A 23,330-nucleotide genomic window follows, 5' to 3' on the forward strand; every position below is an offset into this window, starting at 1 on the left:
CTCGCAGTGCGTCACGGTCAATTCGGGTCCCCCTCCTGCCGCGGGACAGGTCAACACCGGATCCCTGGATTCCGGTGCGGGGGACGACTCTGTACCGCGGTACAGAAAGCGTACGGGTCGGACGGACTGACCGGAACCCGTTGACCCAGATCAGCGTGTTGTGGTACCGCTCGGAGTGCTCGAGGCGTCGTCCGCGTCCCCGGGTGCGACGGCACGTGACCACGCCGAGTCGTCGGCCGTGCTGGTGTCCGTCGGCTCCGGTGTCAGCACGAGCCCGGACCCCGACGTGGCCGATGCGTAGAGGTCCTCGAGCCAGCTGCGGTTGATCGACGGCACCCGGCTCCCCGTGAACTTGAAGTGCAGGCTGACGCTCGGATGCAACCAGATCGTGCTGCGACCGTTGCCGTGGATGACGTCGTCCTTCCACGAGAACGCGAAACGGTGGTCGCGCCGGAGCATGTTGACGATGACGATCTGCAGGTGTGTGAGCGCGCGGTCGTCGATCCGCAGGTCGAGCGGTTGCCCGCCGTAGATGAGCTGACCCATGGCTCCTTCTACTCCTGTGCCGCGGTGTGCGCGAGGTTCGACGCCCAGGTCGTGATCGTCCGGTCGAACCAGACGGCGTCGACGTTGCGCTCCCACGCGTGTTCGGCCGGTTCGCTGACCGCCAGCGTCACCGTGCCCGGGTGTGCCTCGGCGAACTCCTGGCTGGCCGAGAACGGCACCGTCGTGTCGCCGGCGGAGTGGATGAGCAGGGTCGGTGGCAACGCCCGGGGTGCGCGCAACCAGGAGAGGGCCCGGACGTCGACGGCTTCCCGCAGCCCGACCAGCCGGCAGATGACCGGGGTCGCCATCGCACCGAGGGCGGCCGAGACGACGATGCCGGGGAGACCAGCACGGCGGGCCTGTGACCGGACCGCCACCGACCAGTCCAGCGCGGGGGCGACGAGCACGATCCCGGCCAGGCGGTCGCGGTGCGCCGAGCGGGCGAGGAGCTCGTGCGTGATCGTCGCGCCCATCGACCAGCCGACCAGGACGAGCTGTTCGGCGCCGTTCGCGACGGCGTGGTCGAGCGCCGCTTCGACGTCCGCCCACTCGCGGGCACCGAGGTGCGAGGCCCGGCCTTCCCACGGGGCCTCGCCGTCGCCACGGAACGACGGGACGATCGACGTCCAGCCGAGCTCGAGCGCCGCGGGGACGGTCCGGAGCGCGGTGACCCGGGTCGTCCGGATCCCGTGGACGTGGACCGCCCAGGTCCGGGCGGCATCGCGGTCGGCAACGCGGTCGGCAACGCCGTCGGCGGTGCCGTCCGTTCCCGCACGGCCGTCGGCCGCGCCGTCGGGGCCCGGCCGCACCACCCACGCCGGTGCCGGCCCCACCGGCGTCGGCAGCGACACCTCGGACCAGTCGACCTCCATCGCCGCCGGGTCCGGGTGCACGTGCCCACTCCACCGCACCCGCGACGACACCGCGCCGGTCGTCCGCACCACGGCCCGCCGCACCGACCCGGCGGCTTCGTCGATCTCGAGCACCGGCCCGACGGTGGTGTGGCCCGGGCCGTCGTGCCACAGGCCGTACTCCCCCGGGCGCACGGTGTCGTCGGTGATCGGCAGCCGGACGGAGTCGGCGTCGGACCCGAGCACGGGGGTCCAGCGGTCGCCCCCGGGCAGCACGATCCGTCCGACGACCTTCCGCACCACGAGCAGGACGAGCAGCGCCGCCACCGCCAGCACCACGAGCGCACCGAGCACCCACCACACGATCGTCACGCCGTCATCCTCCGAGGCTCCGGGTCAGGGTCCGTTCCGCCGCCCGCACCTGGGCGAGCTCGGCATCGTCGAGGGTCCGTCCCTGCACCTCGGCGTCGCGGATCGCGATGACCAGGTCGTAGGTCCGGGCCTGCGGGTCGCCCGGCCGCTCGACCGCGCGCACCTCGTGCCGGCGCACGATGCGGCGCAGGTGGCGGTGGTGCCCGCGGTGCCGCAGGTCACGCCCCCACCGCCGGAACGTCAACGAGGCCATCGCGACGACGATCAACACGATGCCCAGGTAGAACGGCGGGTCGAAGGCCAGACGCAGTCCGTCACGGACCCCGGCTGGGAACACCCCGAAGTGGTCCGCCGTCAGCGAGGCGACCTCGTCGACGCTCGCCAGGACCACCAGGGCCAGCCCGACGCGGAACACCACGAGCGCCACCGGGTTCTGCAGCACGCCACGCCGCAGGGTCGTCGCGGCGATCAGCCCCACGCTCACCATGTAGACGGTCGCGTAGAACCACATCGGCGTCTGTGCGATCCCGTGCACGATGAAGTCGAAGTCGGTACCGCCGCGCTCCTCGACCAGCAGGAACGGCACCGTGAACGCCACGACCACGACGAGCAGCGCCACCGGCTTCGCCAGCATCGGGCGTTCCGGCAGGTCGTCGGTGCTCGCCCGCAGCATCAGCCAGAACGCCACGGTCGCGCAGACGTTCTGCACCAGGTTGATCAGGTTCGAGCCGCCCAGTGCGCCGTCGAGCACGGTCTGCGGCACGACGCTGCCCAGGGTCAGGAGCCCGAGTGCGCCGACACCCGTGGCACCCCAGGCCGCCCGGCCGCGCGGGTTCCGCAGCACGTACGGCGTGCGGGCGAGGAAGATCAGCGCCGCGAACCAGAAGGCTGCGGCGTGCAGTGCTGCCATCAGCCGTAGGCCCGCTCGTCCGCGCCCGTGGCACCGGCGAGCAGGACGGTCGCGAGTTCGTACGCGAACCGCTCGGCGAAGTGCTCGTCGTCGTCCGAGATGCTCACGAGCCCCGAGTCGGCGTCGAGCGCACGACGGCACACGTGGCCCCCGGCGGCGAACTCGGCGACGGACGACGCGGTCGGCGTGCCGACGTCGCCGTGCACCAGGTGCCCGAGCTCGTGCAGCACGCAGTGCATGCGGTAGAGCGGCGGCGCCCCGGCGGGCACGAGCACCAGGTTCTCGTGCTCGAACTGCGACACGAGCGCCGTGAGCGGCCCCCAGCTCGGACCGTCGACGTCGACGACGCGAGTGGGTTTGCCGACCATCGTGCCGACGCCGGTGACGACGTCGGACAGGTGCGGTGCGCGGGGCAGGGTGGCGACGAGGGCACGGACGGCGCCGGACGCGCCCAGCTGCTCCGCCATCGACCCTCCGATCTCCGCGGCAAGACTACCGGCACCTCGCCCTCGTGCACGAGACCGCCGGCGTGACCGGTGGACGGACTGGAGGCCCGTGGCGGCGCCGCCACGGGCCTCCAGTCCGGTCCGCGGAAGCGACAGGTGCCGGCACGTGCGCCGGGTCCGCGGGGCGGGAGCAGCCCGGCGACGCCGGCTACGCCTGCTGCGTCGTCGCCTCGTAGTGGCGCGCGCCACCGCGCACACCCTCGAACCGGAACGGCGCGGTCGTGACGCGCGGACGCTCGACGTCCTCGCTGGTGGCGGCGCCGGCTGCGTGCAGCTCGCGGTACGCGTCGACCGTCAGCGGGACGCGTGCGCCGAGCAGCGCGCGCACCCGACCGACCCGGCGGTGCTCGCGGTAGTCGGGCCGGACGACACCGGTGATGAGCTCGCCGACGCTGCCCGAGCCGTAGCTGAACAGGGCGATGCGCTCCCCCGCCAGGTGCTCGTCGAGGTCGAGGAGTGCCGCGAGCCCGATCCAGAGCGACGCCGTGTACGTGTTGCCGGTCTGCTTGTTGTACGTGAACCCGACGAACAGCTCCGACTCGTCGAACGGCACGCCCACGTGCTGCGTGAGCTTCCGGTGCGCCTTGAGCGCCATCTTCGTGAACGGCTGGTGGTGGACGAAGCGCACGATGTCCTCGTACGCCGGCCCGCCCTGCTCGGCGAGGTCGTCCCACGCGCCGACGAACGCGTCGACGTAGGCGCTGACGGACAGCCGTCCGTCGACCAGCGCGGTGGAGCGGTCGTTCGGCCGCCAGAAGTCGTCGACGTCGGCGGTGTAGACGCCGGCGGCCGGCTCGATCTCGATCAGGTCGGGGTCGGCGGACACCAGGATCGCGGCGGCACCGGCACCCTGGGTCGGCTCGGCGGCGGTGTCGACGTCGTAGCGCGCGACGTCGGCGGCGATGACGAGCACCCGCTCGTGCGGGGCGCGGGCGACGATGCCGAGCGCGAGCTGCACCGCGGCCATCCCGCCGTAGCAGGCCTGCTTCAGCTCGACCACGCGGACGGCCTTCGGCAACCCGAGCAGACCGTGCACGTAGACGCCGGCGGCCTTGGACTGGTCGACGCCGGACTCGGTGGCGAACAGCACCGTCCGGATGCCCTCGACGCCGTGCCGGTCGATGAGTTCCTTCGCAGCGGTGGCGCCCATCGTGACGATGTCCTCGTCGGGGGCGGGCACGCTGAACGCGTCCTGCCCGATGCCGACGTGGTACTTCGCCGGGTCGACGCCGAGCCGCTCGGCCAGGTCGTCGAGCTCGAGCACGTGGTGACCGGTCGCGATCGCGATGTCGTGGATGCCGACGCCGCTCATGCTGCACCGCCTGCGGGCTTCGTGCCACGGCGTTCCATGGCGACGTGGGCGGCCATCAGCTCGCCCGGGTTGGTCTGCGCGGCGAGGAGCGAGAGCTCCCCGCACAGCACCGTGGCGGCGCAGAGACCGGCGAGGCGGCGGGCGTTCGCCCCCGGCTCGCGGTCGTCGCGGCAGCCGAGGCGCACCAGGGCGTCCTCGACGACGGGCAGGTCGCCGCCCTTGCCGTTGCCGACCGTGCCGACGATCAGGTGCGGCAGCGAGGTCGCGAAGTACAGGTCGCCGTCGCGGTCCTCGGCGCTCGTGATGCCCTGCGAGCCCTCGACGATGTTGGCGGCGTCCTGGCCCGTGGCCAGGTAGAAGCCGAGCAGCATGTTGGCGTAGTGCGCGTTCGCCGAGCGGATGGCGCCGGCGATCGTCGACCCGATCAGGTTCTTCGCGATGTTGAGCTCGACGATGCGTGCGGTGCTCGACCGCAGGCGCTTCTCGACGACCTCGCCCGGGATCACGATCTCGGCGATGGTGTTGCGGCCGCGGCCACGGATGCCGTTCACCGCGGTGGCCTTCTTGTCGGTGCAGAAGTTGCCCGACACCGACACGTACCGCAGGCCCGGCTGCCAGTCCAGGATCGCCGGCAGCAGCTTGTCCGCGGCCTGGGTGACCATGTTGTGGCCGGAGGCGTCGCCCGTGGTGAACGCGAAGCGCAGGAACAGCAGGTCCCCGACGATCTCCGGGTGCACCTCGATGAGCTTGGCGAACCGGCTCTGGCCGGCGACGATCGCGGCGAGCTCGTCCTGGCGTGCCAGGATCTGCCCGGCGGCGACGTGGGCGGCAGCGGCGCTGTCGGCACGGACCACGACGGATCGGGTCATCCGCTCGTCGACGACGGTCGCGACGATGCCGTCCTCGACCATGCGCGAGATGCGGGCACCGCGGCCGACGGACGGCCAGAGCGGCGACTCGTAGGTGGCGAGGGGGACCTCGTGCTCCCCCTGCACGGCGTTGCCGCTGACGCGGATCGGACCGACCCACTTGGTGGGGATCGGTGTGAGCAGGTCACTCATCGAGGGCTCCTTCTGGTGCTCGCACCGCGACGCTGAGGTGTCTGATGTCGTGCGCCTCCCAGGCGCGGTGGATGCCGGCGGGGTCGGTGTCCGCCGGGACGAGCGCGATGCCGCAGTCGCCGCCGCCGGCACCGGACGGCTTCGCCGCCCCGCCAGCCGCCTCGACGACGTCGCACAGGGTCGCGAGCCGCTCGGTCTCGATCTGCGACCCGACCGAGTCACCGAGACGCTGCATGAGCACGCGTGCACGCTTGAGGGCATCGAGCGTGCGCTCGGCGTCGCCGGTCTGGAGGCCCGTGGTCAGGTCGTCGACACAGCTACGGCTCTCGTCGAGGAACGCCTGGTACCCGCCGTTGCGGTGCCGACGCACCACGTCGACGAGCTTCGTGGTGGACGCGGGCGAGCCGGTCCAGCCGACGAGCAGCTGCAGGTTCTCGGGGGCGGGGAGCCGCTGGACGTCGAAGCCCTGCCACGCGTCCGCGTCGGCCAGGATCGCGGACACCGCGTGGTCCCCGAGCATGGCGGCGAGCCGCTCGCGGTCCGGGGCGCTGTAGCGCAGCCATCCGCCGAACGTGCTCGCGGCGAGGTCACCGCCCGAGGCCCGGGGGTTGACCCGGATCGTCGCGAGCAGGGCGACCTGGAAGCGCTGGCGCTGGGTCAGACCGATGCCGTAGAAGCGGTCGAGGGCACCGACGGTCGCGACGGTCACCGCGGCCGAGGACCCGAGTCCGAACTTCCGGCCGCTGGCGTCGTCGAGCTGGCTCTCGATGCGCAGGTCGTGGAACCGCGGGGCGATGCCGCGCTCGGCGCGGAGCTTCTCGACCAGGTCGATCGTGGCCATCACGTAGTCGTAGGGGTGGTGCTCGCGGTCGAGCGCCAGGCCGTCCTCGGCACGGGTCCACGTGAGCGGGAGGTGCCCGTACTCCTCGGAGTGCACACTGCCCGCGCCGTGGCCCTCGCGCACCTTCGCCGTGATGGCGCGGTCGAGGGCGATCAGGACGGACGGCTGGCCCGGCTCGACGACGGCGTACTCGCCGGCGACGAACAGCTTGCCGTGTGCACGGAACTCGATCACTGCGCGGACTCCTTCTGGTCGGGATTGCTCCCGGTCTCTTCGGAGCGGAGCACCCGCGCGGCAGGTCCGGTGCCGGACTCGATGACGTCACCCAGCGACGCGAGCGCCCCGGCGACGGCCGACCGGTCCTGCGGCTTCGTGAGCACGACGACGTTCGGGCCGGCGTCGGCCGTGGCGTAGGCCTCGACCCCGCCGGCACGCAGCTCGGCGACGGCGTCGAACACGGCGACGCTGCGGGCGTTGAGGTAGCGGATCGGCGGGAAGGCGCCCTCGATCGTGGCGTGCATGCGGAGGGCGTTGCTCTCGGTGATCTCGCCGATGCGGGTGAAGTCGCCGGCCGCGCAGGCCGTGAGCATGTCACCGACGGTCTCGGTGGTCGAGGTGACCCAGGCGGGGTAGAAGGGCGACGTGGCGATGGTGCGGCGCATGGCCTCGCGCGACCCGATCGGCTTCGGGCCGGCGTCGATCGTGACGACGACCATGGCCATCGGCGGAGCGGGGATCGGCTCGGCGAAGGAGCCCTGGTCGTCGCCGGCGTGCCAGACGGCGACACCGCCGGGGATCGAGCGCGTGGCCGAACCCGAACCACGACGGGCCAGACGCGACAGGTCGCGCGGCGACAGGTCGAGGCCGTACGCCGCTGCGGCCGCGGTGGCCAGCGCTGCGAAGCCGGAGGCGCTCGAGGCCAGCCCGGCACCGGTCGGCACGGTGTTCTCGGAGACGACTGACGCGCGGGCGTCGCTGCCGGCGAGCTCCCGCACCAGGTCGAGGAACTGCTGCACGCGCACCAGCGCCCCGTCGTCGACGACGTGACCGTTCAGCGTGAACGTGTCTCCCCGTGCGCCCAGCGCCTCCCGTCCGCCGTCCACCGTGACGGTGGTCGTCGTCGGGAACACGTCGAGCCCCATCGAGACGCTGCCCGTGGCGGGCAGCGCGAGCTGCGCGTCTGCCTTCCCCCAGTACTTGACGAGGGCGATGTTGGGGTGCGCGACGGCGGTGGCTGTCAGCAAGCGCGGGCTCCGATCGTGGTGGTCCAGGTGGCTGCGGCCCCTGCAGCGCGGAGTGCGGCCGCGATGCGGTCCGCGTGGTCGTCGTCCGCGGCGAGCGCGAGGACGCACCCGCCCCGCCCGCCGCCGGTGAGCTTCGCGCCGAGGGCGTCCGCAGCGCGTGCGGCGTCGACGAGCCGGTCCAGGTCGACACTCGACACGTCGAGTGTGCTGAGCAGGTCGTGCGCGGCGTCCATGGTGACACCCAGAGCCTGGGCATCGCCGTCCTCGAGTGTCCCCCGTGCCCGCCGGGCGAGCGCGCCGATCCGGTCGATCACGGCGCCGACACCGGCCGGGTCCTGGTCGTGGCGTGCGCGGACCGCGGACACGGCTTCCCTGGTGTGCCCGGGGACGCCGGTGTCTGCGACGACGAAGGTGAACCGGGCGCCGAGCGCGACGGGTTCGATGTGCCCGGCCTCGAACCAGACCGGCGCGGACGCGACGACGCCCCGGGCGTCGAGGCCCGACGGACGCCCGTGGGCGACGCGCTCGCACTCCTGGATGAGTTCGTGGTGGGTCTCGACGTCGAGTGTCTCGCCCAGCGCGTCGGCGACGGCGGCGGTCACGGCCGCGGCGACCGCGGCGCTCGAGCCCATGCCGCGGGCGGTCGGGACCTCGCTGTCGACCCGGACGTGGAAGTGCCGGTCGGTGACCCCGAAGTGCCGCAGGGTCGCGGTGACCGCGGTGACGGTCGGCATCACGGCAGCGGGGGCCAGGTCGAGGGGGCCGGTGTGCACGGTGGACTGCAGGCTGTGACCGGGCTGCTCGGCGTCGGCGGCGACCGGGGTGACCGTCGCCACGACCCGCGCGTCGAGCACCGGCAGGACGAGAGCGGGTGCGCCGTACACCACGGCGTGCTCACCGATCAGGATCGTCTTGCCGTGGGACGACGCCGATCCGTTGCCGGGGGTCGTGGTGTTGTCGAGGTCGCAGCTGGTCATCGTGGGTCACGTCAGCCTAACCGCACGGGCCGTCGGCGTGTTCGTCAGCTGGGCATCCGCTGCATCGAGTTGTGCACAACTGGGTTGCGTGACAGTGTGGACGCATGCCCGTGACCGACGAGATGGTGTGCTTCTCCCTCTACGCGGCGTCCCGCGCCACCACGCAGGCGTACCGCACGATGCTCGAACCCTGGGGCCTGACGTACCCGCAGTACCTGGTGCTCGTCACCCTGTGGGTCGAGGGTGACCAGACCGTCTCGAGCCTCGGGGAACACCTGCAGCTCGACTCCGGCACCCTCTCGCCGCTGCTCCGCCGCATGGAGCAGAGCGACCTGGTCCGCCGCGAGCGCCGCAGCACCGACGAACGCGTCGTCACCGTCACCGTCGGTGAGCGCGGCCGCGAACTACGGTCCGAGCTGAGCGGCATCCCCGCACGCATCGCTGCCGGGATGGGCCTGGCCGACGAACGTGCCGCTGCCGAGCTCATCGCGACGCTGCACCGGCTGACCGAGACGATGCACACGGCGGCCGATCCCGAGCGCGACGCCGCCGGCGCTGACGCCGTTCCGCGCTGAGCGACACCTCACGGCGACGTGTGCCCGTGAACTGTCGCTGAGCGCGGAAGCACGCCGCACACCCCGAACTGCACGATCCGCCCCACAAGGAAGGAACCCCATGGAAGCCCTCTACACCGCCGAGGCCCTGGCCACCGGCGAAGGCCGCAACGGCCACGTCGCAACGAGCGACGGCACGGTCGAGTTCGACCTCGCCATCCCGAAGGAGATGGGTGGCTCCGGCAACGGCGCGAACCCCGAGCAGCTCTTCGCAGCCGGCTACGCCGCCTGCTTCCACTCCGCACTGCAGGGCGTCGCCCGCAGCCAGAAGGTGAAGATCACCGACTCGTCCGTCGGCGGTCGCGTGCAGATCGGCCCGAACGGCAACGGTGGCTACCAGCTCGCCGTCATGCTCGAGGTCGTCATCCCCGGCCTGGAGCACGACCAGGCCCAGGCACTCGCCGACGCAGCCCACCAGGTCTGCCCCTACTCGAACGCGACCCGCGGCAACATCGACGTCACCATCGTCGTCTCGGAGGACTGACCCATGAGCACCACCACTCCCACCACCATGCGCGCCGTCGTCCACGAGACGTTCGCCGAGCCCGCCGACGTCCTCGAGGTGCAGGAGCGCCCCGTCCCGACGCCCGCCGCCGGCGAGGTCCTCGTCCGCACGGTCCTCTCCCCCATCCACAACCACGACCTGTGGACCGTCCGCGGCACCTACGGCTTCAAGCCGGAGCTGCCCGCCGCCTCGGGCACCGAGGCACTCGGCGTCGTCGAGGCGCTCGGCGAGGGCGTCACGAACCTGCAGGTCGGCCAGCGCGTCGCCGGTGGTGCCTTCGGCGTCTGGGCCGAGTACTACACCGCGAACGCCGCAGGCCTCGTGCCGGTGCCGGACGCGATGACCGACGAGGCCGCCGCGCAGCTCGTCTCGATGCCGTTCAGCGCCATCAGCCTGCTGCACTCGCTCGACCTGCACGAGGGCGACTGGATCATCCAGAACGCCGCCAACGGTGCGGTCGGTCGCATGGTCGCCCAGCTCGGTGCCGCACGCGGCATCAACGTCATCGGACTCGTCCGTCGCGCCGCCGGTGTCGACGAGCTCCGTGAGCAGGGCATCGAGCGCATCGTCGCCACCGACGCCGACGACTGGCAGGACCAGGTCGCCGCGATCACCGGCGGCGCCCCGATCATCGCCGGTGTCGAGTCCGTCGGTGGCAAGGCCGCCGGCGACATCGCCTCGGTGCTGGGCGAGAACGCCACCCTCGTCGTCTTCGGCGCGATGGCGTCGCCGACGCTCGAGATCCCGTCGGGCAAGGTCATCTTCGGCCAGCTCACCGTGAAGGGCTTCTGGGGTTCCGTCGTCAGCAAGACGATGCCCGCCGAGACGAAGGGCCAGCTCTTCGGTGAGCTCATCACCCGCGTGCTCGACGGCTCGCTGACGCTCCCCGTCGCCGAGACCTTCGCCTTCGAGCAGGTCCGCGACGCCGTGCGCGCCAGCGACACCGCCGGCCGCGTCGGCAAGGTGCTCCTGCGCCCGTAGCGCGACCACAGGACGGGAGGCCCGGTGCCAGCTGGCACCGGGCCTCCCGTCCGTCTGCGTGCTTCGTCACACACCGAATGAGCAGAAGACGCCGGGTGCCCTGGGGCGACCCGACGTCTTCTGCGCACTCGTTGCAGCGTGGTGCGGCCTAGCGGCGCGACGCCTTCACGGGGACGGTGAAGATGTTGCCGGTGGTGACGCCCTCTTCGACCTCTTCCAGGGTGCGGCCGCGGCTCTCCGGCACGAACTTCCAGATGAAGAGCAGGGCGAGGAGCCCGACGATCCCGAAGCCGAAGAACGTCCCGGTGATGCCGGTCGCGGCGACGATGGTCGGGAAGTACAGCCCGAGGAACGCGTTCGCGATCCAGAGGCAGAACACCGAGATGCCCATGCCGAGCGCACGGATCTGGGTCGGGAAGATCTCCGACAGGACGACCCACACGGCGATGTTGAGGAAGGTCTGCATCGAGCCGACGAACGCGACGACCAGGAACAGGATCACCCACGGACGAGCGGGGTTGCCCTCGGGCAGTGCGACCGACGCGATGCCGATCAGGAAGTGGCAGGTCGTCGTCAGCGTGAACCCGAGGATCAGCGTCGTCCGGCGGTTGATCTTCTCCATGTTGTACAGGGCGATGACGCCACCGACCACGGCGATCACACCGGGTGCGATGTTCGCGATGAGGGCTGCCGATGCCTGGAACCCGGACTCGATGAGCACGGTCTGGCCGTAGTACATGATCGAGTTGATGCCGGTGAGCTGCTGCGCGACGCCGAGTCCGGCGCCGATGAGCACGATGCGGATGAGCCACTTGTTCCCGCGCAGCGTCTGCCACCCGCTGACGCGCTCGACCTTCGCCTCGATGTCGTTGCTCCGCTTGATGTCGTCGAGCTCGGCACGGGCACGGTCGGTGGTCCGCACCTGCTCGAGGACGGAGAGTGCTTCGTCGTAACGGTTCTTCGACGCGAGCCAGCGCGGCGACTCCGGCACCCGGAGCATGCCGACGAAGAGGGCGATCGCGGGGAGCGCGCAGACGGCCAGCATGACGCGCCACACCCCGTTGCCCTCACCCCACACGCTGCCGATGACCGCGTTGACCACGAACGCCGCGAGCTGGCCGATGACGATCATCAGCTCGTTGCGGCCGGACAGGGATCCGCGGATCTCGTACGGGGCGAGTTCGGCGAGGAAGACGGGCACCACCGTCGACGCGCCACCGACCGCGAGGCCGAGGAGCACACGACCGATGACGATGACCTCGAACGTCGGCGCGAACACGCAGATCAGCGTGCCGACGAAGAACGTGACGGCGAGCAGGATGATCGTCTTGCGGCGACCCCAGCCGTCGGCGATGCGGCCGCCGAGCATGGCACCGATCGCGGCGCCGAACAGCAGCGAGCTCGTGACGACACCCTCGGTGAAGTTGGTGAGGCCGAGCTCCGTCTTCATCGGGTTCAGGGCGCCGTTGATGACGCCGGTGTCGTACCCGAAGAGCAACCCGCCGAACGTGGCGACGAGGGCCAGCACGCCGAGACGTCGGCGGTGCGGCCCGGTCCCCAACGGGGGCAGTGCGACAGTCGGGGCTGTCGGTTTGATGTCGACCATTCGGTGACTCCTTCGTCGGTGATCGCGCGTCAGTGCGTGGACCGATCGTAACCCGATTCCATGTCCTGTCAATTGGACATTCTGTCGTCAGGTCGTTTGGATCGGTCCACAGAACACCTGATGAGGACGGGAGCGGTCCAATCTGCGATGCAGCGTCAGCGGTCGTCGTCGACGGGGCCGTCGCCGAGGACGTCCCCCAACGACGCCATGTCCGCACCGTGGTCGGTGTAGCGGCGGACGGTGCGTCGAGCGGCCGCACTGGCGGCGCCGGACAGGGCGGGGTTGCGCCGAGCGGCGTCGGCGACGCGGCCCGCGTGCCCCGCGGTCGAGAGCAGCACGTTCGCCAGCGCACGGGCGTCACCCCGCTCGGGGACCCCGGTCACGGTCCAGGCCGTGCGGACCTGCGCGTCCGGGGTGACGCCACGACGGGTGCCCATGCGGTGCCAGTCCGACAGCACGCCCTCGGTGCGCGAGGCCGCGCGGTCCGCCTCTCCCGCACGACGGCGGGCGGCGTCACGGGCGTCGGACTCGGTGTCCGTGCCCTCGACCGTGTCGTACCGGTCGGTGAGCCCGTCGGCCCGGCGCCGGACACTGTCGGCCCGTTCACGCGCCGCGGCGTCGTCACCACCCGCCGCTGCGATGCGGGCGGCGTGCGCGGCGGCAGCCGCGGCGAGGATCTCCGAACGCTCCATGCCCTCGACCGTAGCCGCTCCGACCGACACCGGCGGACCGTCCGTCGCGGTGGCGGGGCACCGCGACCAGCCGCGTTCCGCACTGAGCGACACCGCACGGGACGGCGCGCGCATGAGGTGTCGCTGAGCGCGAAACCGGCCCGGCGTCCGGCCCGCGGCCGCAGCGCACGCACACGACGGACGGGAGGCCCGTGGCGGATCCGCCACGGGCCTCCTGTCCGTCAGGTGGGGGCGTGCGCTACTTCCGCAGCTCCAGGTACTTCGCGATGAGCGCCTTGGTCGACGGGTCCTGCGCGTCGAGCGCGGCCTGGTCGCCCTCGACGGCCGGCGTGACCTGCAGCGCCAGCTGCTTGCCGAGCTCCACACCCCACTGGTCGAACGAGTCGATGCCCCAGATCGTGCCCTCGGTGAACACGATGTGCTCGTACAGCGCGATGAGCTGGCCGAGCACGCTCGGGGTGAGCTCCGGCGCGATGATCGACGTGGTCGGCTTGTTGCCGGGGAACGTGCGGGCCGCGACGATTCCTTCGTCGGTGGTGCCCTCGGCGCGGACCTCGTCGGCGCTCTTGCCGAACGCCAGCGCCTTGGTCTGCGCGAAGAAGTTCGCCAGGAACAGCGTGTGCACGTCGGTGCCGGGCGCGACGCCCTTGCCGTCGCCGGTCGCGTCCTGCAGCGGACGGGCCGGGTTGGCGACCGTGATGAAGTCGGCCGGGATCAGGCGGGTGCCCTGGTGGATGAGCTGGTAGAACGCGTGCTGGCCGTTCGTGCCGGGCTCACCCCAGAAGACCTCGCCGGTCTCGGTGGTGACGGGCGAGCCGTCCCAGCGGACGCGCTTGCCGTTCGACTCCATCGTGAGCTGCTGCAGGTACGCGGCGAAGCGGTGCAGGTACTGCGTGTAGGGCAGGACCGCGTGGCTCTGCGCACCGAGGAAGTTCGTGTACCAGACGTTGAGCAGGCCCATCAGGACGGGGACGTTCTGCTCGAGCGGCGTGGTGCGGACGTGCTCGTCGATGGCGTGGAAGCCGGCGAGGAACTGCTCCCAGTTCTCCTTGCCGATCGCGATGACGACGCTCGTGCCGATGGCCGAGTCGACCGAGTAGCGGCCGCCCACCCAGTCCCAGAAGCCGAAGGCGTTCTCGGGGTCGATGCCGAACGCCTCGACCTTGTCGAGCGCGGTGGAGACGGCGACGAAGTGCTTGGCGACGGCGTTCTTCTTCTCGTCGTCGGCGGCGTCGGTCAGGCCGAGCTTCTCCCACAGCCACTGGCGGGCGAGGCGCGCGTTCGTCAGGGTCTCGAGCGTGCCGAAGGTCTTCGACGCGACGATGAAGAGCGTGGTCTCGGGGTCCAGGTCCGCGGTCTTCTCGTAGATGTCCGCCGGGTCGATGTTCGACACGAAGCGGGCCTCGAGGCCGGGCTGGACGTACGGCTTGAGCGCCTCGTAGACCATGACCGGGCCGAGGTCGGAGCCACCGATGCCGATGTTGACGACGGTCTCGATGCGCTTGCCGGTGACACCGGTCCAGGCGCCGCTGCGGACCTGCTCGGCGAAGCCGTAGACCTTGTCGAGCGTGGCGTGCACGTCGGCGTCGACGTCCTGGCCGTCGACGGTCAGCGGCGCGGCCGGCACGAGGCCCTCGGTCGACTTCGGACGACGGAGCGCGGTGTGCAGCACGGCGCGGTCCTCGGTGACGTTGATGTGCTCACCGGCGAGCATCGCCTGGAAGCGCTCGGCGACGCCGGTGTCCTTGGCGACCTGCAGCAGCGCGGCGAGGATCTCGTCGGTCACCAGGCCCTTGGACAGGTCGACGGTCAGGTCGGCAGCTTGGAAGGTGTACTGCTCGGCACGACCGGGGTCGCTGTCGAACCACCCTCGCAGGTCCGGGGTGAAGCCGGCAGCGATGCTGTCGAGCTTCTTCCAGCCTTCGGTCGATGTGGGGTCGACGGGAGCGGATTCGGTCACTTCGGTCCTCCTGGGGATCACGTTCGAGACGTACAGCCCGCGGGTCACGCAGCGCTGCGTCGCGGACCGTCTTCGAGCGTAGTGCGCTCCGGCAGGTGGTGCGCACAGTCGGACGGGAGGCGCGGCTCGCGTTCGCTGCGCGCGTCACGCCTCCCGGCCGGTCGCGTTCATCGCCGCGGTCGGCTTGCCGGGTTCAGGGCTGCGGTCGGCCTGCCCGGTTCACGACTGTGGCCGGGTTCACGACTGCGGTGCGAAGCGGCGCAGGCGCAGGCTGTTCGTCACGACGAAGACCGACGAGAACGCCATCGCCGCACCCGCGAGCACCGGGTTCAGCAGCCCCGCCATCGCGAGCGGGATCGCCGCCACGTTGTACGCGAACGCCCAGAACAGGTTGCCCTTGATGACGCCGAGCGTCGCGCGGGACAGCCGGACGGCGTCGGCCACCACGGTGAGCCGACCGCTCACGACCGTGATGTCGCTCGCCGCGATGGCCGCGTCGGTGCCGGCGCCCATCGCGATGCCGAGGTCTGCGGCTGCCAGCGCGGCGGCGTCGTTCACGCCGTCGCCGACCATCGCGACGCTCCGGCCCTCGGACTGCAGCCGGCGGACGGTCTCGAGCTTCGACGCCGGGGTCGCGCGGGCGTGCACCTCGTCGATGCCGACCCGGGCGGCGACGGCACGTGCTGCGCCGTCGTTGTCGCCGGTGAGCAGGACCGGGCGCAGGCCGAGCGCGCGGAAGCGGGTGATCGCGTCGGCGGCCTCGGGCTTCACGGTGTCGCCGACGACGACCACGCCCAGGGCGCTGCCGTTCCGGGCGACGACGACCGCGGTGGCCCCGTCGGCCTCGGCGCCGTCCACGGCGTCGGCGAGCACCGGCGGCAGGGTGATCGACCATGCGTCGGCGAGCCAGCGGGTCGTGCCGACCAGGACGACGTCACCGTCCACGACGGCCTGCACCCCGGCACCGGCGGTGGCGGTGAACTGCTCGGCCGCGGGCAGGTCGGCGCCCCGGGCGCGGGCCGCGGTGGTCACGGCGCGGGCGACGGGGTGCTCCGAGCCGTCCTCGACCGCGGCGGCGAGCCGGAGCACGGCGTCCTCGGTCTCGTCGACGACGGTCACGGACCGCAGGGTCATCGACCCGGTGGTGACGGTGCCGGTCTTGTCGAGCACGACGGTGTCGACGCCGCGCGTGCGCTCGAGGACCTGCGGGCCGCCGATCAGGATCCCGAGCTGCGAGCCCCGACCGGTGCCGACCAGCAGCGCGGTGGGCGTGGCGAGCCCGAGGGCGCACGGGCACGCGATGATCAGGGTGGCGACGGCGGCGGTGAAGGCCGCGGTGACCGAGCCGCCGAGCACGAGCCAGCCGACGAAGGCCAGCACGGCGAGCGCGATGACGATCGGCACGAAGACGCCGGACACGCGGTCGGCCAGGCGCTGCACCTCGGCCTTGCCGGTCTGGGCGTCCTCGACCAGGCGCCCCATGCGGGCGAGCTCGGTGTCGGCACCGATGCGGGTGACGGCGACGACGAGTCGGCCGCCGACGTTGATCGTGGCGCCGGTGACACGGTCGCCCGGTCCGACCTCGACCGGCACGGACTCGCCGGTGAGCATGCTGCGGTCGACGGCCGAGGAGCCGTCCTGCACCAGTCCGTCGCTCGGGATCCGCTCGCCGGGTCGCACGACGACGACGTCGCCGACGACGAGGGACGAGGTCGGCACGCGGTGTTCGGCACCGTCGCGCAGGACCGCGGCGTCCTTCGCACCGAGTTCGAGCAGCGCCCGGAGTGCGGCACCGGACTGCGTCTTCGCACGGGCCTCCATGTACCGGCCGGCGAGGATGAACACCGTCACGGCGGTCGCGACCTCGAGGTACAGGTCGGCGGCCTCGGGATCGGTGGCGAACCACGAGAACGTCATGTGCATGCCGGTCGTGCCGGCGTCCCCGAGGAACAGGGCGTACAGCGACCACCCGAACGCGGCGAGGACCCCGACGCTCACCAGGGTGTCCATGGTGGCGGCACCGTGGCGTGCGTTCACCCACGCGGCACGGTGGAACGGGAGCGCTCCCCAGACCGCGACGGGTGCCGCGAGCGTCAGGGCGAGCCACTGCCAGTTCGGGAACTGCAGGGCCGGCACCATCGAGAGCACCACGACGGGCACCGCGAGCACGGCGGACACGACCAGGCGTCGTCGCAGCGGTTCCGCCCGGTCCTGGTCGGCCGTGGGCTCGGCGTCGGCGGCAGCGGGCGGTGCCGGCACCGTGGCGCCGTAACCGGCGGACTCCACCGCGGCGATCAGCGACTGGGGGTCGGCGGTGCCGTCGGCCGCGACCTGCACCTGCGCCTTCTCGGTGGCGTAGTTCACGGTGGCGGTGACGCCGGGCATCTTGCCGAGCTTTCGCTCGATGCGGTTCGCGCACGAGGCGCAGGTCATCCCGGTGATGTCGAGTTCGACGGTGCGGTCCGTCACGAGCGCGCGACCTCGTAGCCTGCCTCGGCCACCGCGGCGTGCAGGGCGTCCGCATCGACCGGCGCCGCGGAGCTGACGGTGACCTCGGACGAGCCGCCGGGGACGAGTCGGACGTCGACGCCCGTCACCCCGTCGACCTCGGAGAGTTCCTCGGTGACGCTCATCACGCAGTGTTCGCAGGTCATGCCCTCGACGAGCAGCGTCTCGGTGGTCATGGTGTCTCCTTCTGGTTGATCGATCGTCAGGGGTCAGGAGCGGACGAGCCGGGCGATCGCCTGGCTGGCCTCGCGCACCTTCTCGTCGGCGGCGTCCCCGCCCTCGGCGACGGCCTCGGCGACGCAGTGCGCCAGGTGGTCTTCGAGCAACGACAGCGCGACGCGTTCGAGCGCCCGGTTCGCCGCGGATATCTGGGTCAGGACGTCGATGCAGTACGTCTCGTCCTCGACCATCCGCGCGATCCCGCGCACCTGCCCCTCGGCGCGACGGAGTCGCTTGAGCAGGTCGTCCTTGTCGCCGATGTACCCGACGTGTTCGTGCATGTCCGCCTCCACCGTTCTCAATACGGTACCCCCCTAGGGTATTCCTTTCCTTGTCTGGTGCAACTGATGGCATGATCGGCGCATGGACACCTCGACGACGAACGGATTCCGCCGGCTGCGGTTCTCCGACGGTGAGGGTTCCGACTACTCCGAGATCTTCGCCGCGGAGTACGGCGGCTCGGACTTCGCCTCGGAGACCTTCGCCACCGACGACACCCGGTACGAGTACACGGTCGTCGGCGACGACGACCTGTCACTCCGCACCATGCGTGCCGAGGGCGGGCGACGCGGCGGGGTCATCGGTGTGCGGGACGACCACGTGGTGTTCTGGCTCACCAAGGGCCGGCTCGAGATGCACTTCGCCGACCGCACCCGCGTCGTCGAGCCGGGCAGCCCGTACATCGCCTCGGCGTCCGAGGCGTACCGGTTCGAGTCCGACGGCACCGTCTACAACGGCGTGCACGTGTCCGACCGCTTCCTGCGGAGCGTCGGCCGCGACCTCGGCTACCGGCTGCCGGACGGTCCGCTGCTGTTCGACCAGCAGGACGAGGTCATCGCCCGGCGTGAACCGCTCCGGCACCTCATCCGCGAACTCGGCCCGGCACTGGTCGACGACCGCGTGCTCGGCCCGATGCGGACCGCGCTGAACCGTCGGCTGGCCGTCGTCATCCTCGACACGTTCCCCATCCGCAACCGCGGCGACGACGTCCCCGTGGCGAACCGGCTCCGCGACGCGATCCGCTTCATCGAGCTGCACGCCGCCGAACGCCCCTCGATCCCCACCATCGCCGCCGCCTGCGGGCTCAGCCAGCGTGGACTGCAGGACGTCTTCGCCCGGACGCTCGACACCACTCCGCACCGGTTCCTCCGCGATCACCGCCTGGACCGGGTGCGGGAAGAGCTCCTGCGCGCGGACCGCGGCGGCGCGACTGCAGCGGACTGCCCGCTCGTGTCGTCGGGGATCGCCGTGATCGCCCGGCGGTGGGGCTTCACGAACCCCGGCCGGTTCGCCGAGACCTACCGCGAACGGTTCGGCGAGGACCCGGCCACCACGAAGCGCGCGGCACTCGCGGCGCAGCCGCAGGCCGGCAGGGCGTCGTGGCGTGTCCGTCGTGCGGTGTCCTACATCGAACAGCACCTCGACGACCCGCTCACGCTCGACGACATCGCAGCCGCCGCAGGGGTGCTCCCCCGTCGGTTGCAGCAGCTCTTCCGCGAGGAGCGCGGCGAGTCCCCGATGGCCTGTGTCCGCGCCATGCGGGCCGCTGCCGAACGCAACGACGCGGCCGGAATCGGCGAAACGGCCTGACGGAACGCCCCGGGGGTACACGCAGATCCCCGGATTTCCGGGGATCCCTGGATTTTTCCCGAATCCGAGAAGTCGTGTGTGACGAATCTCTTCCACAGCCCGTCTCATCCGTGAACAGCAACCGCTGGGAACGCCCGGCGGGTCAACGGAAGGAATGAACCATGGCTGACACCACCACCCCCACCCCGGCCACCACGGCGACCCGTGCCACCTCGCACGCCGGCACCAGCGGCGTCACCGGCAAGACCGTCATCGACGACACCGTCGTGTCGAAGGTCGCCGGCATCGCCGCCCGCGAGGTCAACGGCGTGCACTCCCTCGGCAACGGCGCAGCCCGTGCCATCGGCGCCATCCGCGACGCGATCGGCCAGCGCGACTTCGGTCAGGGCGTCAAGGTCGAGGTCGGCGAGAAGCAGGTCGCCGCGGACATCGTGATCGTCGCCGAGTACCCGGTGTCGCTCCAGCAGGTCGCCGACGGTGTCCGCACCGGTGTGGCCCGTGCCCTCGAGCAGATCGTCGGCATGGAGGTCGCCGAGGTCAACGTGACCGTCCAGGACGTCTACATCCCGGGTGACGACGACGACAACGACGACGAGAAGAAGGAAGCGCGAGTCGCATGAGCAACACGCTGATCGGCGCCCTCATCGGCGCAGTCCTCGCCGTCGTGGCACTGCAGTTCGGGTTCTGGGGCTTCGTGCTCGTGATCGTGTTCGGTGCGATCGGGGCCCTCGTGGCCGCCCTCGCCACCGGTCGCATCGACCGCGGCGCCCTGACCGACGTGCTGACCGGACGCCGGAGCTCCCGGTGAACGCCGGCCCGGACGTCCCGGGCCGCGTCGAGATCACCGCACGCGCGCTCACCTCGCTGGCGCGGGCCGTCGCAGCCGAAGGGCTCGGCGCCCCCGCCAAGCGGGTGCGCGTCGGCCTCGGCGACGCGTCGGGAGCACTGTCCCTCGACATCACCGGGCCGATCGCCGCGAGCGACGACATCGTCTCCGGGTCGATCCGGATCGCTGACCAGGTCAAGGGCCGCGTGAGCGACCTGACCGGGCGCCGCGTCGGCAGTGCCCACATCGAACTCACCGGGATCGTGCGCGAGCACGAGTCCCGCGCCCGCTAGGAGGCCATCATGAGCAACGGTTCCGTCGAACGACGCATCCGTCGTCGGAGCGTGCACCGCTCCCGCTCCACAGCAGTGGCGGTGGCCCTCGTGGTGCTCGCCCTGGTGGCCGCCTGGATCGGCACCGAGTCGGTGCTCAGCGCCATCGGACGCCCACCGCTGGTCGCCGACCCCCAGACCGTGGTCGACACGGCGCTCCGCCCGGACGCCGCGTTCGTCACCATCGTCGAGGTCATCGCCGGTGTGCTCGTCGTCCTCGGCGTCGTGCTGGTCGTCCTGGCCCTCAAGCCCGGTCGCCAGCACCGATCGGTCGTCGAGCACGAGCGTGGTGCGGTCGTCATCGACTCCCGCATCGTCGCCTCCACCGCGGCGAACGCCGCCGGCATGGCGGCCGGCGTCCCCGAGGGGAACGCCTCCGCCACCGCCCGCGGCCGTTCCACCGAGGTCCGCATCGTCCCCGTCACCGGTGTGCCGGTCGACGAGGCGACCGTCCGCGCCGCCGTCGTGGAGCGCCTGAGCGGCCTCGACGAGCGTTTCGGCCGACGCGTCCGCGTCCGGGTCGAGGAGAAGGGAACCCTCGCATGACCAAGAGCAACCGGACCCTCAACCGGATCATCCTGTTCGTCCTCGGCCTGGTCGCCGTCGTCGTCGGGATCGCGATGGGCGCGGGTGTCCTGCCCGCCGTCCAGGATGCGCTCAAGCCGTACGTCGACCTCCCCCGCAGCCTCGACGTGCCCGCGTCCGCGCTGTGGATCGTCGCCGGGGCCGCGGCCCTCGTGGTCGTCCTGTCACTCGTGTGGGCGTCCACCCGCGGTGGTGGCGGCACGTCCGTCGCCGTCCGGGAACGCTCGGGCGACGACGCGGTCACCATCAACGTCGCACTCGTCCGGGACGTCGTCGAACACGAACTCGCGGGTGTCCGCGACGTGGTCGGCTCCCGCGTCGACACCTACCTCGTCCGCCGGCAGCGCGCCGCACGGATCCGTGTCGCGGTCCGCCGCGGCGGGGACGCCGTCACCGTGCTCGACGCCGTCGACCGAGCCGTCGCGGTCCTCGACCGCACCCTCGGCCGTCCGGTCCCGGTGCTCGTGCACCTGACCGGCGGTACCCGCTCCGCGCTCGCGAAGGCGACCCGCGTCCACTGACACCCGTCAGCCGGACGCACCCCCGGGCCTCCCGGCCCACCTCCACACCACCGGGCACACGCCCACCCACGAAAGGACCCGTCATGGGACTCGACGACAAGATCAAGAACGCCGCTCAGGACCTCGCCGGCAAGGCGAAGGAAGCCGTCGGCAACCTGACCAACGACGACGCCAAGGTCGCCGAAGGCAAGAAGGACCAGACCGCTGCGAGCGCGAAGCAGACCGGCGAGGACGTCAAGGACGTCTTCAAGAAGTAGGTCGCACGACCGCGTCGGGGCACCCGTCGAACGGGTGCCCCGACGCGTCCCCGCGCTGATCCCGAACGAGGAGGAACCATGCAGCACGACCCCCATGCGAACACGCAGGTCACCGAGGTGGCCCTGCCCGCAGCACTGACGGAGCCGCTGCCCGACGACGCGAGCACCGCGACGATCGTCGCGCGCACCGCGGCGGAGACCGCACTCGGCGTGCCCGGCGTGCACCACCTCGGCGGGATCGCCGCCCGTGCCGCCGACCAGCTGCGGAAGCAGCTCGGCCGCTCGGCCGGTACCGCCGGCGTGCAGGTCGACGAACAGGACGGCGAGCTCAGTGTCCAGGTCGCCGTCGTCGTCAGCTACCCGCACCCGGTGCTCGACGTCGCCGCCGAGGTCCGGCAGCAGGTGAGCGCAGCGACGCGCCAGCTGTCCGACCTGCACACCACGGTCGACGTGCGCGTCCTCGACGTGCACGGCCCGTTCGACGACGAGCAGTCCCCGCTGGGTCGCGCCGCCGAGCAGACGACCGACGCCCTCAAGCAGGCGGCCGAGTCGACCGGCGACGCCGTCAAGCGGGCCGCCGAGACGACCGCGGACGCCACGAAGCGCGTTGCCACGGCCACGGCGGACGCGACGAAGCAGGCTGCCGACGCCACCGCTGACGCCACCAAGCGGGCAGCGTCCGCCACCGCCGACGCCACCAAGCAGGCAGCGTCCGCCACCGCCGACGCCACCAAGCAGGCTGCCGACGCCACCGCCGACACGACGAAGCGTGCCGTCGACGCCGCTGCCGAGACCGGCGAGCGTGTTCGCGACTCCGCCTCGGAGTCCCTCGCCCGCGCATCGGAACAGGCCGCCGACGCGGCATCGTCCGCGAAGGACGCCGCCGAACAGGCCCGCGACGTCGTCGTCGAGACAGCTGGCACGACCCGCGACCGGGCCGCCGACGCCGCCGATGCCGCGGCAGAAGCGGCTGACGACGCCGCTGACTCGGCCGCCGACGCCGCAGCGGTACCGCGGCACCGGGACCAGCCGTGACCACCGCCTGGTCCGGAGGGCGCCGGTCCCGCGACCGGCGCCCCCGACCCCGCGGCGTCTGGATCGCCGGCGGCACCGGGGTCTTCCTCGTGCTCGCCATCGCGGTCGGCGGCTTCCTGCCACTGGTCGGGTTCCTCGGCGGGGTCACCGCCACGACCGCCGGCCTCGTGCCGTTCCCGTTCGTCCGCGTCACCCTCATCGCCCTGCTCGGCGCGGTCGTGGTGCTCGCCCTGCTCCTGCTCGCCCTGACCCGCCGGCACACCGCCACAGCGACGACCGCCGTCGTGCTCGCCGTCCTGGTGAGCGTGGCCGTCACCCTGGTCCCCGTCGTCCTGGTCGCCGTCGGGTCCGCCGACCGTGCCGGCGACGTCTGGCCGATCGTCACGGAACTCTGGAACCGCTTCACCGGCTGACGTCGTGCACGCGGTCCCGGCCTGGAGGCCCGCCCCGCCCGCCCACGTCGGCGCACCCGGGTGGTC

Annotated in this window: 27 protein-coding genes; 12 read left to right on the plus strand and 15 right to left on the minus strand. The window is 71.9% G+C overall.

Annotation, left to right across the window (positions count from 1 at the left end; all coding sequences use genetic code 11):
• Window positions 1–150 precede the first annotated feature (150 nt).
• The 9 genes from QRN30_RS04925 to mvk all read right to left on the minus strand — a co-directional run bounded on the left by QRN30_RS04925 (window position 151) and on the right by mvk (window position 8,620).
• On the minus strand, window positions 151–546 hold the full coding sequence (locus QRN30_RS04925) for a DUF7882 family protein (RefSeq protein WP_042539899.1): 396 nt from the start codon (window positions 544–546) through the stop codon (window positions 151–153).
• 8 nt (window positions 547–554) lie between these two features.
• Window positions 555–1,769, minus strand: coding sequence for an alpha/beta hydrolase family protein (locus QRN30_RS04930; RefSeq protein WP_052481865.1), 1,215 nt, complete (start codon window positions 1,767–1,769; stop codon window positions 555–557).
• Window positions 1,770–1,773: 4 nt separating this feature from the next.
• Window positions 1,774–2,679, minus strand: coding sequence for a hypothetical protein (locus QRN30_RS04935; RefSeq protein WP_042539900.1), 906 nt, complete (start codon window positions 2,677–2,679; stop codon window positions 1,774–1,776).
• Window positions 2,679–3,146 (minus strand): hypothetical protein, encoded by a 468-nt coding sequence (locus tag QRN30_RS04940; protein WP_017885429.1) that lies wholly within the window; start codon window positions 3,144–3,146, stop codon window positions 2,679–2,681. The genes QRN30_RS04935 and QRN30_RS04940 overlap by 1 nt, the downstream gene beginning before the upstream one ends.
• A gap of 187 nt (window positions 3,147–3,333) precedes the next feature.
• On the minus strand, window positions 3,334–4,497 hold the full coding sequence (locus tag QRN30_RS04945) for a hydroxymethylglutaryl-CoA synthase (RefSeq protein WP_042539902.1): 1,164 nt from the start codon (window positions 4,495–4,497) through the stop codon (window positions 3,334–3,336).
• Window positions 4,494–5,558: a hydroxymethylglutaryl-coenzyme A reductase family protein gene (locus QRN30_RS04950; protein WP_017885427.1), complete on the minus strand. Its 1,065-nt coding sequence runs from the start codon at window positions 5,556–5,558 to the stop codon at window positions 4,494–4,496. Before QRN30_RS04950 ends, QRN30_RS04945 begins: the two co-directional genes overlap by 4 nt.
• A complete protein-coding gene (locus QRN30_RS04955) occupies window positions 5,551–6,633 on the minus strand; it encodes a phosphomevalonate kinase (RefSeq protein WP_042539904.1) in 1,083 nt (360 codons plus the stop codon). The genes QRN30_RS04950 and QRN30_RS04955 overlap by 8 nt, the downstream gene beginning before the upstream one ends.
• Window positions 6,630–7,643: a diphosphomevalonate decarboxylase gene (gene mvaD, locus QRN30_RS04960; RefSeq protein WP_042539906.1), complete on the minus strand. Its 1,014-nt coding sequence runs from the start codon at window positions 7,641–7,643 to the stop codon at window positions 6,630–6,632. The genes QRN30_RS04955 and mvaD overlap by 4 nt, the downstream gene beginning before the upstream one ends.
• Window positions 7,637–8,620, minus strand: coding sequence for a mevalonate kinase (gene mvk, locus QRN30_RS04965; RefSeq protein WP_140448800.1), 984 nt, complete (start codon window positions 8,618–8,620; stop codon window positions 7,637–7,639). The genes mvaD and mvk overlap by 7 nt, the downstream gene beginning before the upstream one ends.
• A 104-nt stretch (window positions 8,621–8,724) precedes the next feature.
• Between mvk and QRN30_RS04970 the strand changes: the two genes are divergently transcribed.
• From QRN30_RS04970 to QRN30_RS04980, 3 genes are all read left to right on the plus strand, one after another.
• A complete protein-coding gene (locus tag QRN30_RS04970; protein ID WP_284760574.1) occupies window positions 8,725–9,195 on the plus strand; it encodes a MarR family winged helix-turn-helix transcriptional regulator in 471 nt (156 codons plus the stop codon).
• A gap of 100 nt (window positions 9,196–9,295) precedes the next feature.
• Window positions 9,296–9,718: an organic hydroperoxide resistance protein gene (locus tag QRN30_RS04975; RefSeq protein WP_017885422.1), complete on the plus strand. Its 423-nt coding sequence runs from the start codon at window positions 9,296–9,298 to the stop codon at window positions 9,716–9,718.
• Between the two features lie 27 nt (window positions 9,719–9,745).
• Window positions 9,746–10,720, plus strand: a complete 975-nt coding sequence (locus QRN30_RS04980; protein WP_031259002.1) for a zinc-binding dehydrogenase — start codon at window positions 9,746–9,748, stop codon at window positions 10,718–10,720.
• A gap of 148 nt (window positions 10,721–10,868) precedes the next feature.
• Here QRN30_RS04980 and QRN30_RS04985 read toward each other — a convergent pair whose 3' ends face one another.
• The 6 genes from QRN30_RS04985 to QRN30_RS05010 form a co-directional block, all read right to left on the minus strand.
• Window positions 10,869–12,326: a sugar porter family MFS transporter gene (locus tag QRN30_RS04985; protein WP_042539908.1), complete on the minus strand. Its 1,458-nt coding sequence runs from the start codon at window positions 12,324–12,326 to the stop codon at window positions 10,869–10,871.
• Between the two features lie 155 nt (window positions 12,327–12,481).
• Complete coding sequence (locus QRN30_RS04990) at window positions 12,482–13,018, minus strand: hypothetical protein (protein ID WP_139179692.1); 537 nt, start codon at window positions 13,016–13,018, stop codon at window positions 12,482–12,484.
• Between the two features lie 238 nt (window positions 13,019–13,256).
• Window positions 13,257–14,978, minus strand: coding sequence for a glucose-6-phosphate isomerase (gene pgi / locus QRN30_RS04995; protein ID WP_194590778.1), 1,722 nt, complete (start codon window positions 14,976–14,978; stop codon window positions 13,257–13,259).
• A gap of 237 nt (window positions 14,979–15,215) precedes the next feature.
• The gene (locus QRN30_RS05000) at window positions 15,216–17,447 is read right to left on the minus strand and encodes a heavy metal translocating P-type ATPase (protein ID WP_284760575.1); all 2,232 of its coding nucleotides are present in this window, start codon (window positions 17,445–17,447) and stop codon (window positions 15,216–15,218) included.
• Window positions 17,444–17,662: a heavy-metal-associated domain-containing protein gene (locus tag QRN30_RS05005; RefSeq protein ID WP_017885416.1), complete on the minus strand. Its 219-nt coding sequence runs from the start codon at window positions 17,660–17,662 to the stop codon at window positions 17,444–17,446. The genes QRN30_RS05000 and QRN30_RS05005 overlap by 4 nt, the downstream gene beginning before the upstream one ends.
• A gap of 33 nt (window positions 17,663–17,695) precedes the next feature.
• A complete protein-coding gene (locus tag QRN30_RS05010; protein ID WP_027466001.1) occupies window positions 17,696–17,986 on the minus strand; it encodes a metal-sensitive transcriptional regulator in 291 nt (96 codons plus the stop codon).
• Between the two features lie 82 nt (window positions 17,987–18,068).
• On the opposite strand from QRN30_RS05010, the gene QRN30_RS05015 reads away from it, so the two are divergent.
• The 9 genes from QRN30_RS05015 (at window position 18,069) to QRN30_RS05055 (ending at window position 23,264) form a co-directional block, all read left to right on the plus strand.
• Window positions 18,069–19,295, plus strand: a complete 1,227-nt coding sequence (locus QRN30_RS05015) for a helix-turn-helix domain-containing protein (RefSeq protein ID WP_194590780.1) — start codon at window positions 18,069–18,071, stop codon at window positions 19,293–19,295.
• Window positions 19,296–19,456: 161 nt separating this feature from the next.
• Window positions 19,457–19,915: an Asp23/Gls24 family envelope stress response protein gene (locus QRN30_RS05020; RefSeq protein ID WP_017885413.1), complete on the plus strand. Its 459-nt coding sequence runs from the start codon at window positions 19,457–19,459 to the stop codon at window positions 19,913–19,915.
• Window positions 19,912–20,103, plus strand: a complete 192-nt coding sequence (locus QRN30_RS05025; protein WP_017885412.1) for a DUF2273 domain-containing protein — start codon at window positions 19,912–19,914, stop codon at window positions 20,101–20,103. Before QRN30_RS05020 ends, QRN30_RS05025 begins: the two co-directional genes overlap by 4 nt.
• Window positions 20,100–20,414, plus strand: a complete 315-nt coding sequence (locus tag QRN30_RS05030) for a hypothetical protein (RefSeq protein ID WP_017885411.1) — start codon at window positions 20,100–20,102, stop codon at window positions 20,412–20,414. The genes QRN30_RS05025 and QRN30_RS05030 overlap by 4 nt, the downstream gene beginning before the upstream one ends.
• 9 nt (window positions 20,415–20,423) lie before the next feature.
• Window positions 20,424–20,999, plus strand: a complete 576-nt coding sequence (locus QRN30_RS05035) for a DUF6286 domain-containing protein (RefSeq protein ID WP_056070061.1) — start codon at window positions 20,424–20,426, stop codon at window positions 20,997–20,999.
• Window positions 20,996–21,559 (plus strand): hypothetical protein, encoded by a 564-nt coding sequence (locus QRN30_RS05040; RefSeq protein WP_017885409.1) that lies wholly within the window; start codon window positions 20,996–20,998, stop codon window positions 21,557–21,559. The genes QRN30_RS05035 and QRN30_RS05040 overlap by 4 nt, the downstream gene beginning before the upstream one ends.
• Window positions 21,560–21,642: 83 nt before the next feature.
• A complete protein-coding gene (locus tag QRN30_RS05045) occupies window positions 21,643–21,816 on the plus strand; it encodes a CsbD family protein (protein WP_017885408.1) in 174 nt (57 codons plus the stop codon).
• 78 nt (window positions 21,817–21,894) lie between these two features.
• Window positions 21,895–22,851 (plus strand): Asp23/Gls24 family envelope stress response protein, encoded by a 957-nt coding sequence (locus QRN30_RS05050; protein WP_284760576.1) that lies wholly within the window; start codon window positions 21,895–21,897, stop codon window positions 22,849–22,851.
• Window positions 22,848–23,264 (plus strand): MFS transporter permease, encoded by a 417-nt coding sequence (locus QRN30_RS05055; RefSeq protein WP_214519520.1) that lies wholly within the window; start codon window positions 22,848–22,850, stop codon window positions 23,262–23,264. The genes QRN30_RS05050 and QRN30_RS05055 overlap by 4 nt, the downstream gene beginning before the upstream one ends.
• Window positions 23,265–23,330: the final 66 nt, after the last annotated feature.

The sequence above is a fragment of the Curtobacterium sp. MEB011 genome (assembly GCF_030209655.1).
GTDB lineage: Bacteria > Actinomycetota > Actinomycetes > Actinomycetales > Microbacteriaceae > Curtobacterium > Curtobacterium poinsettiae.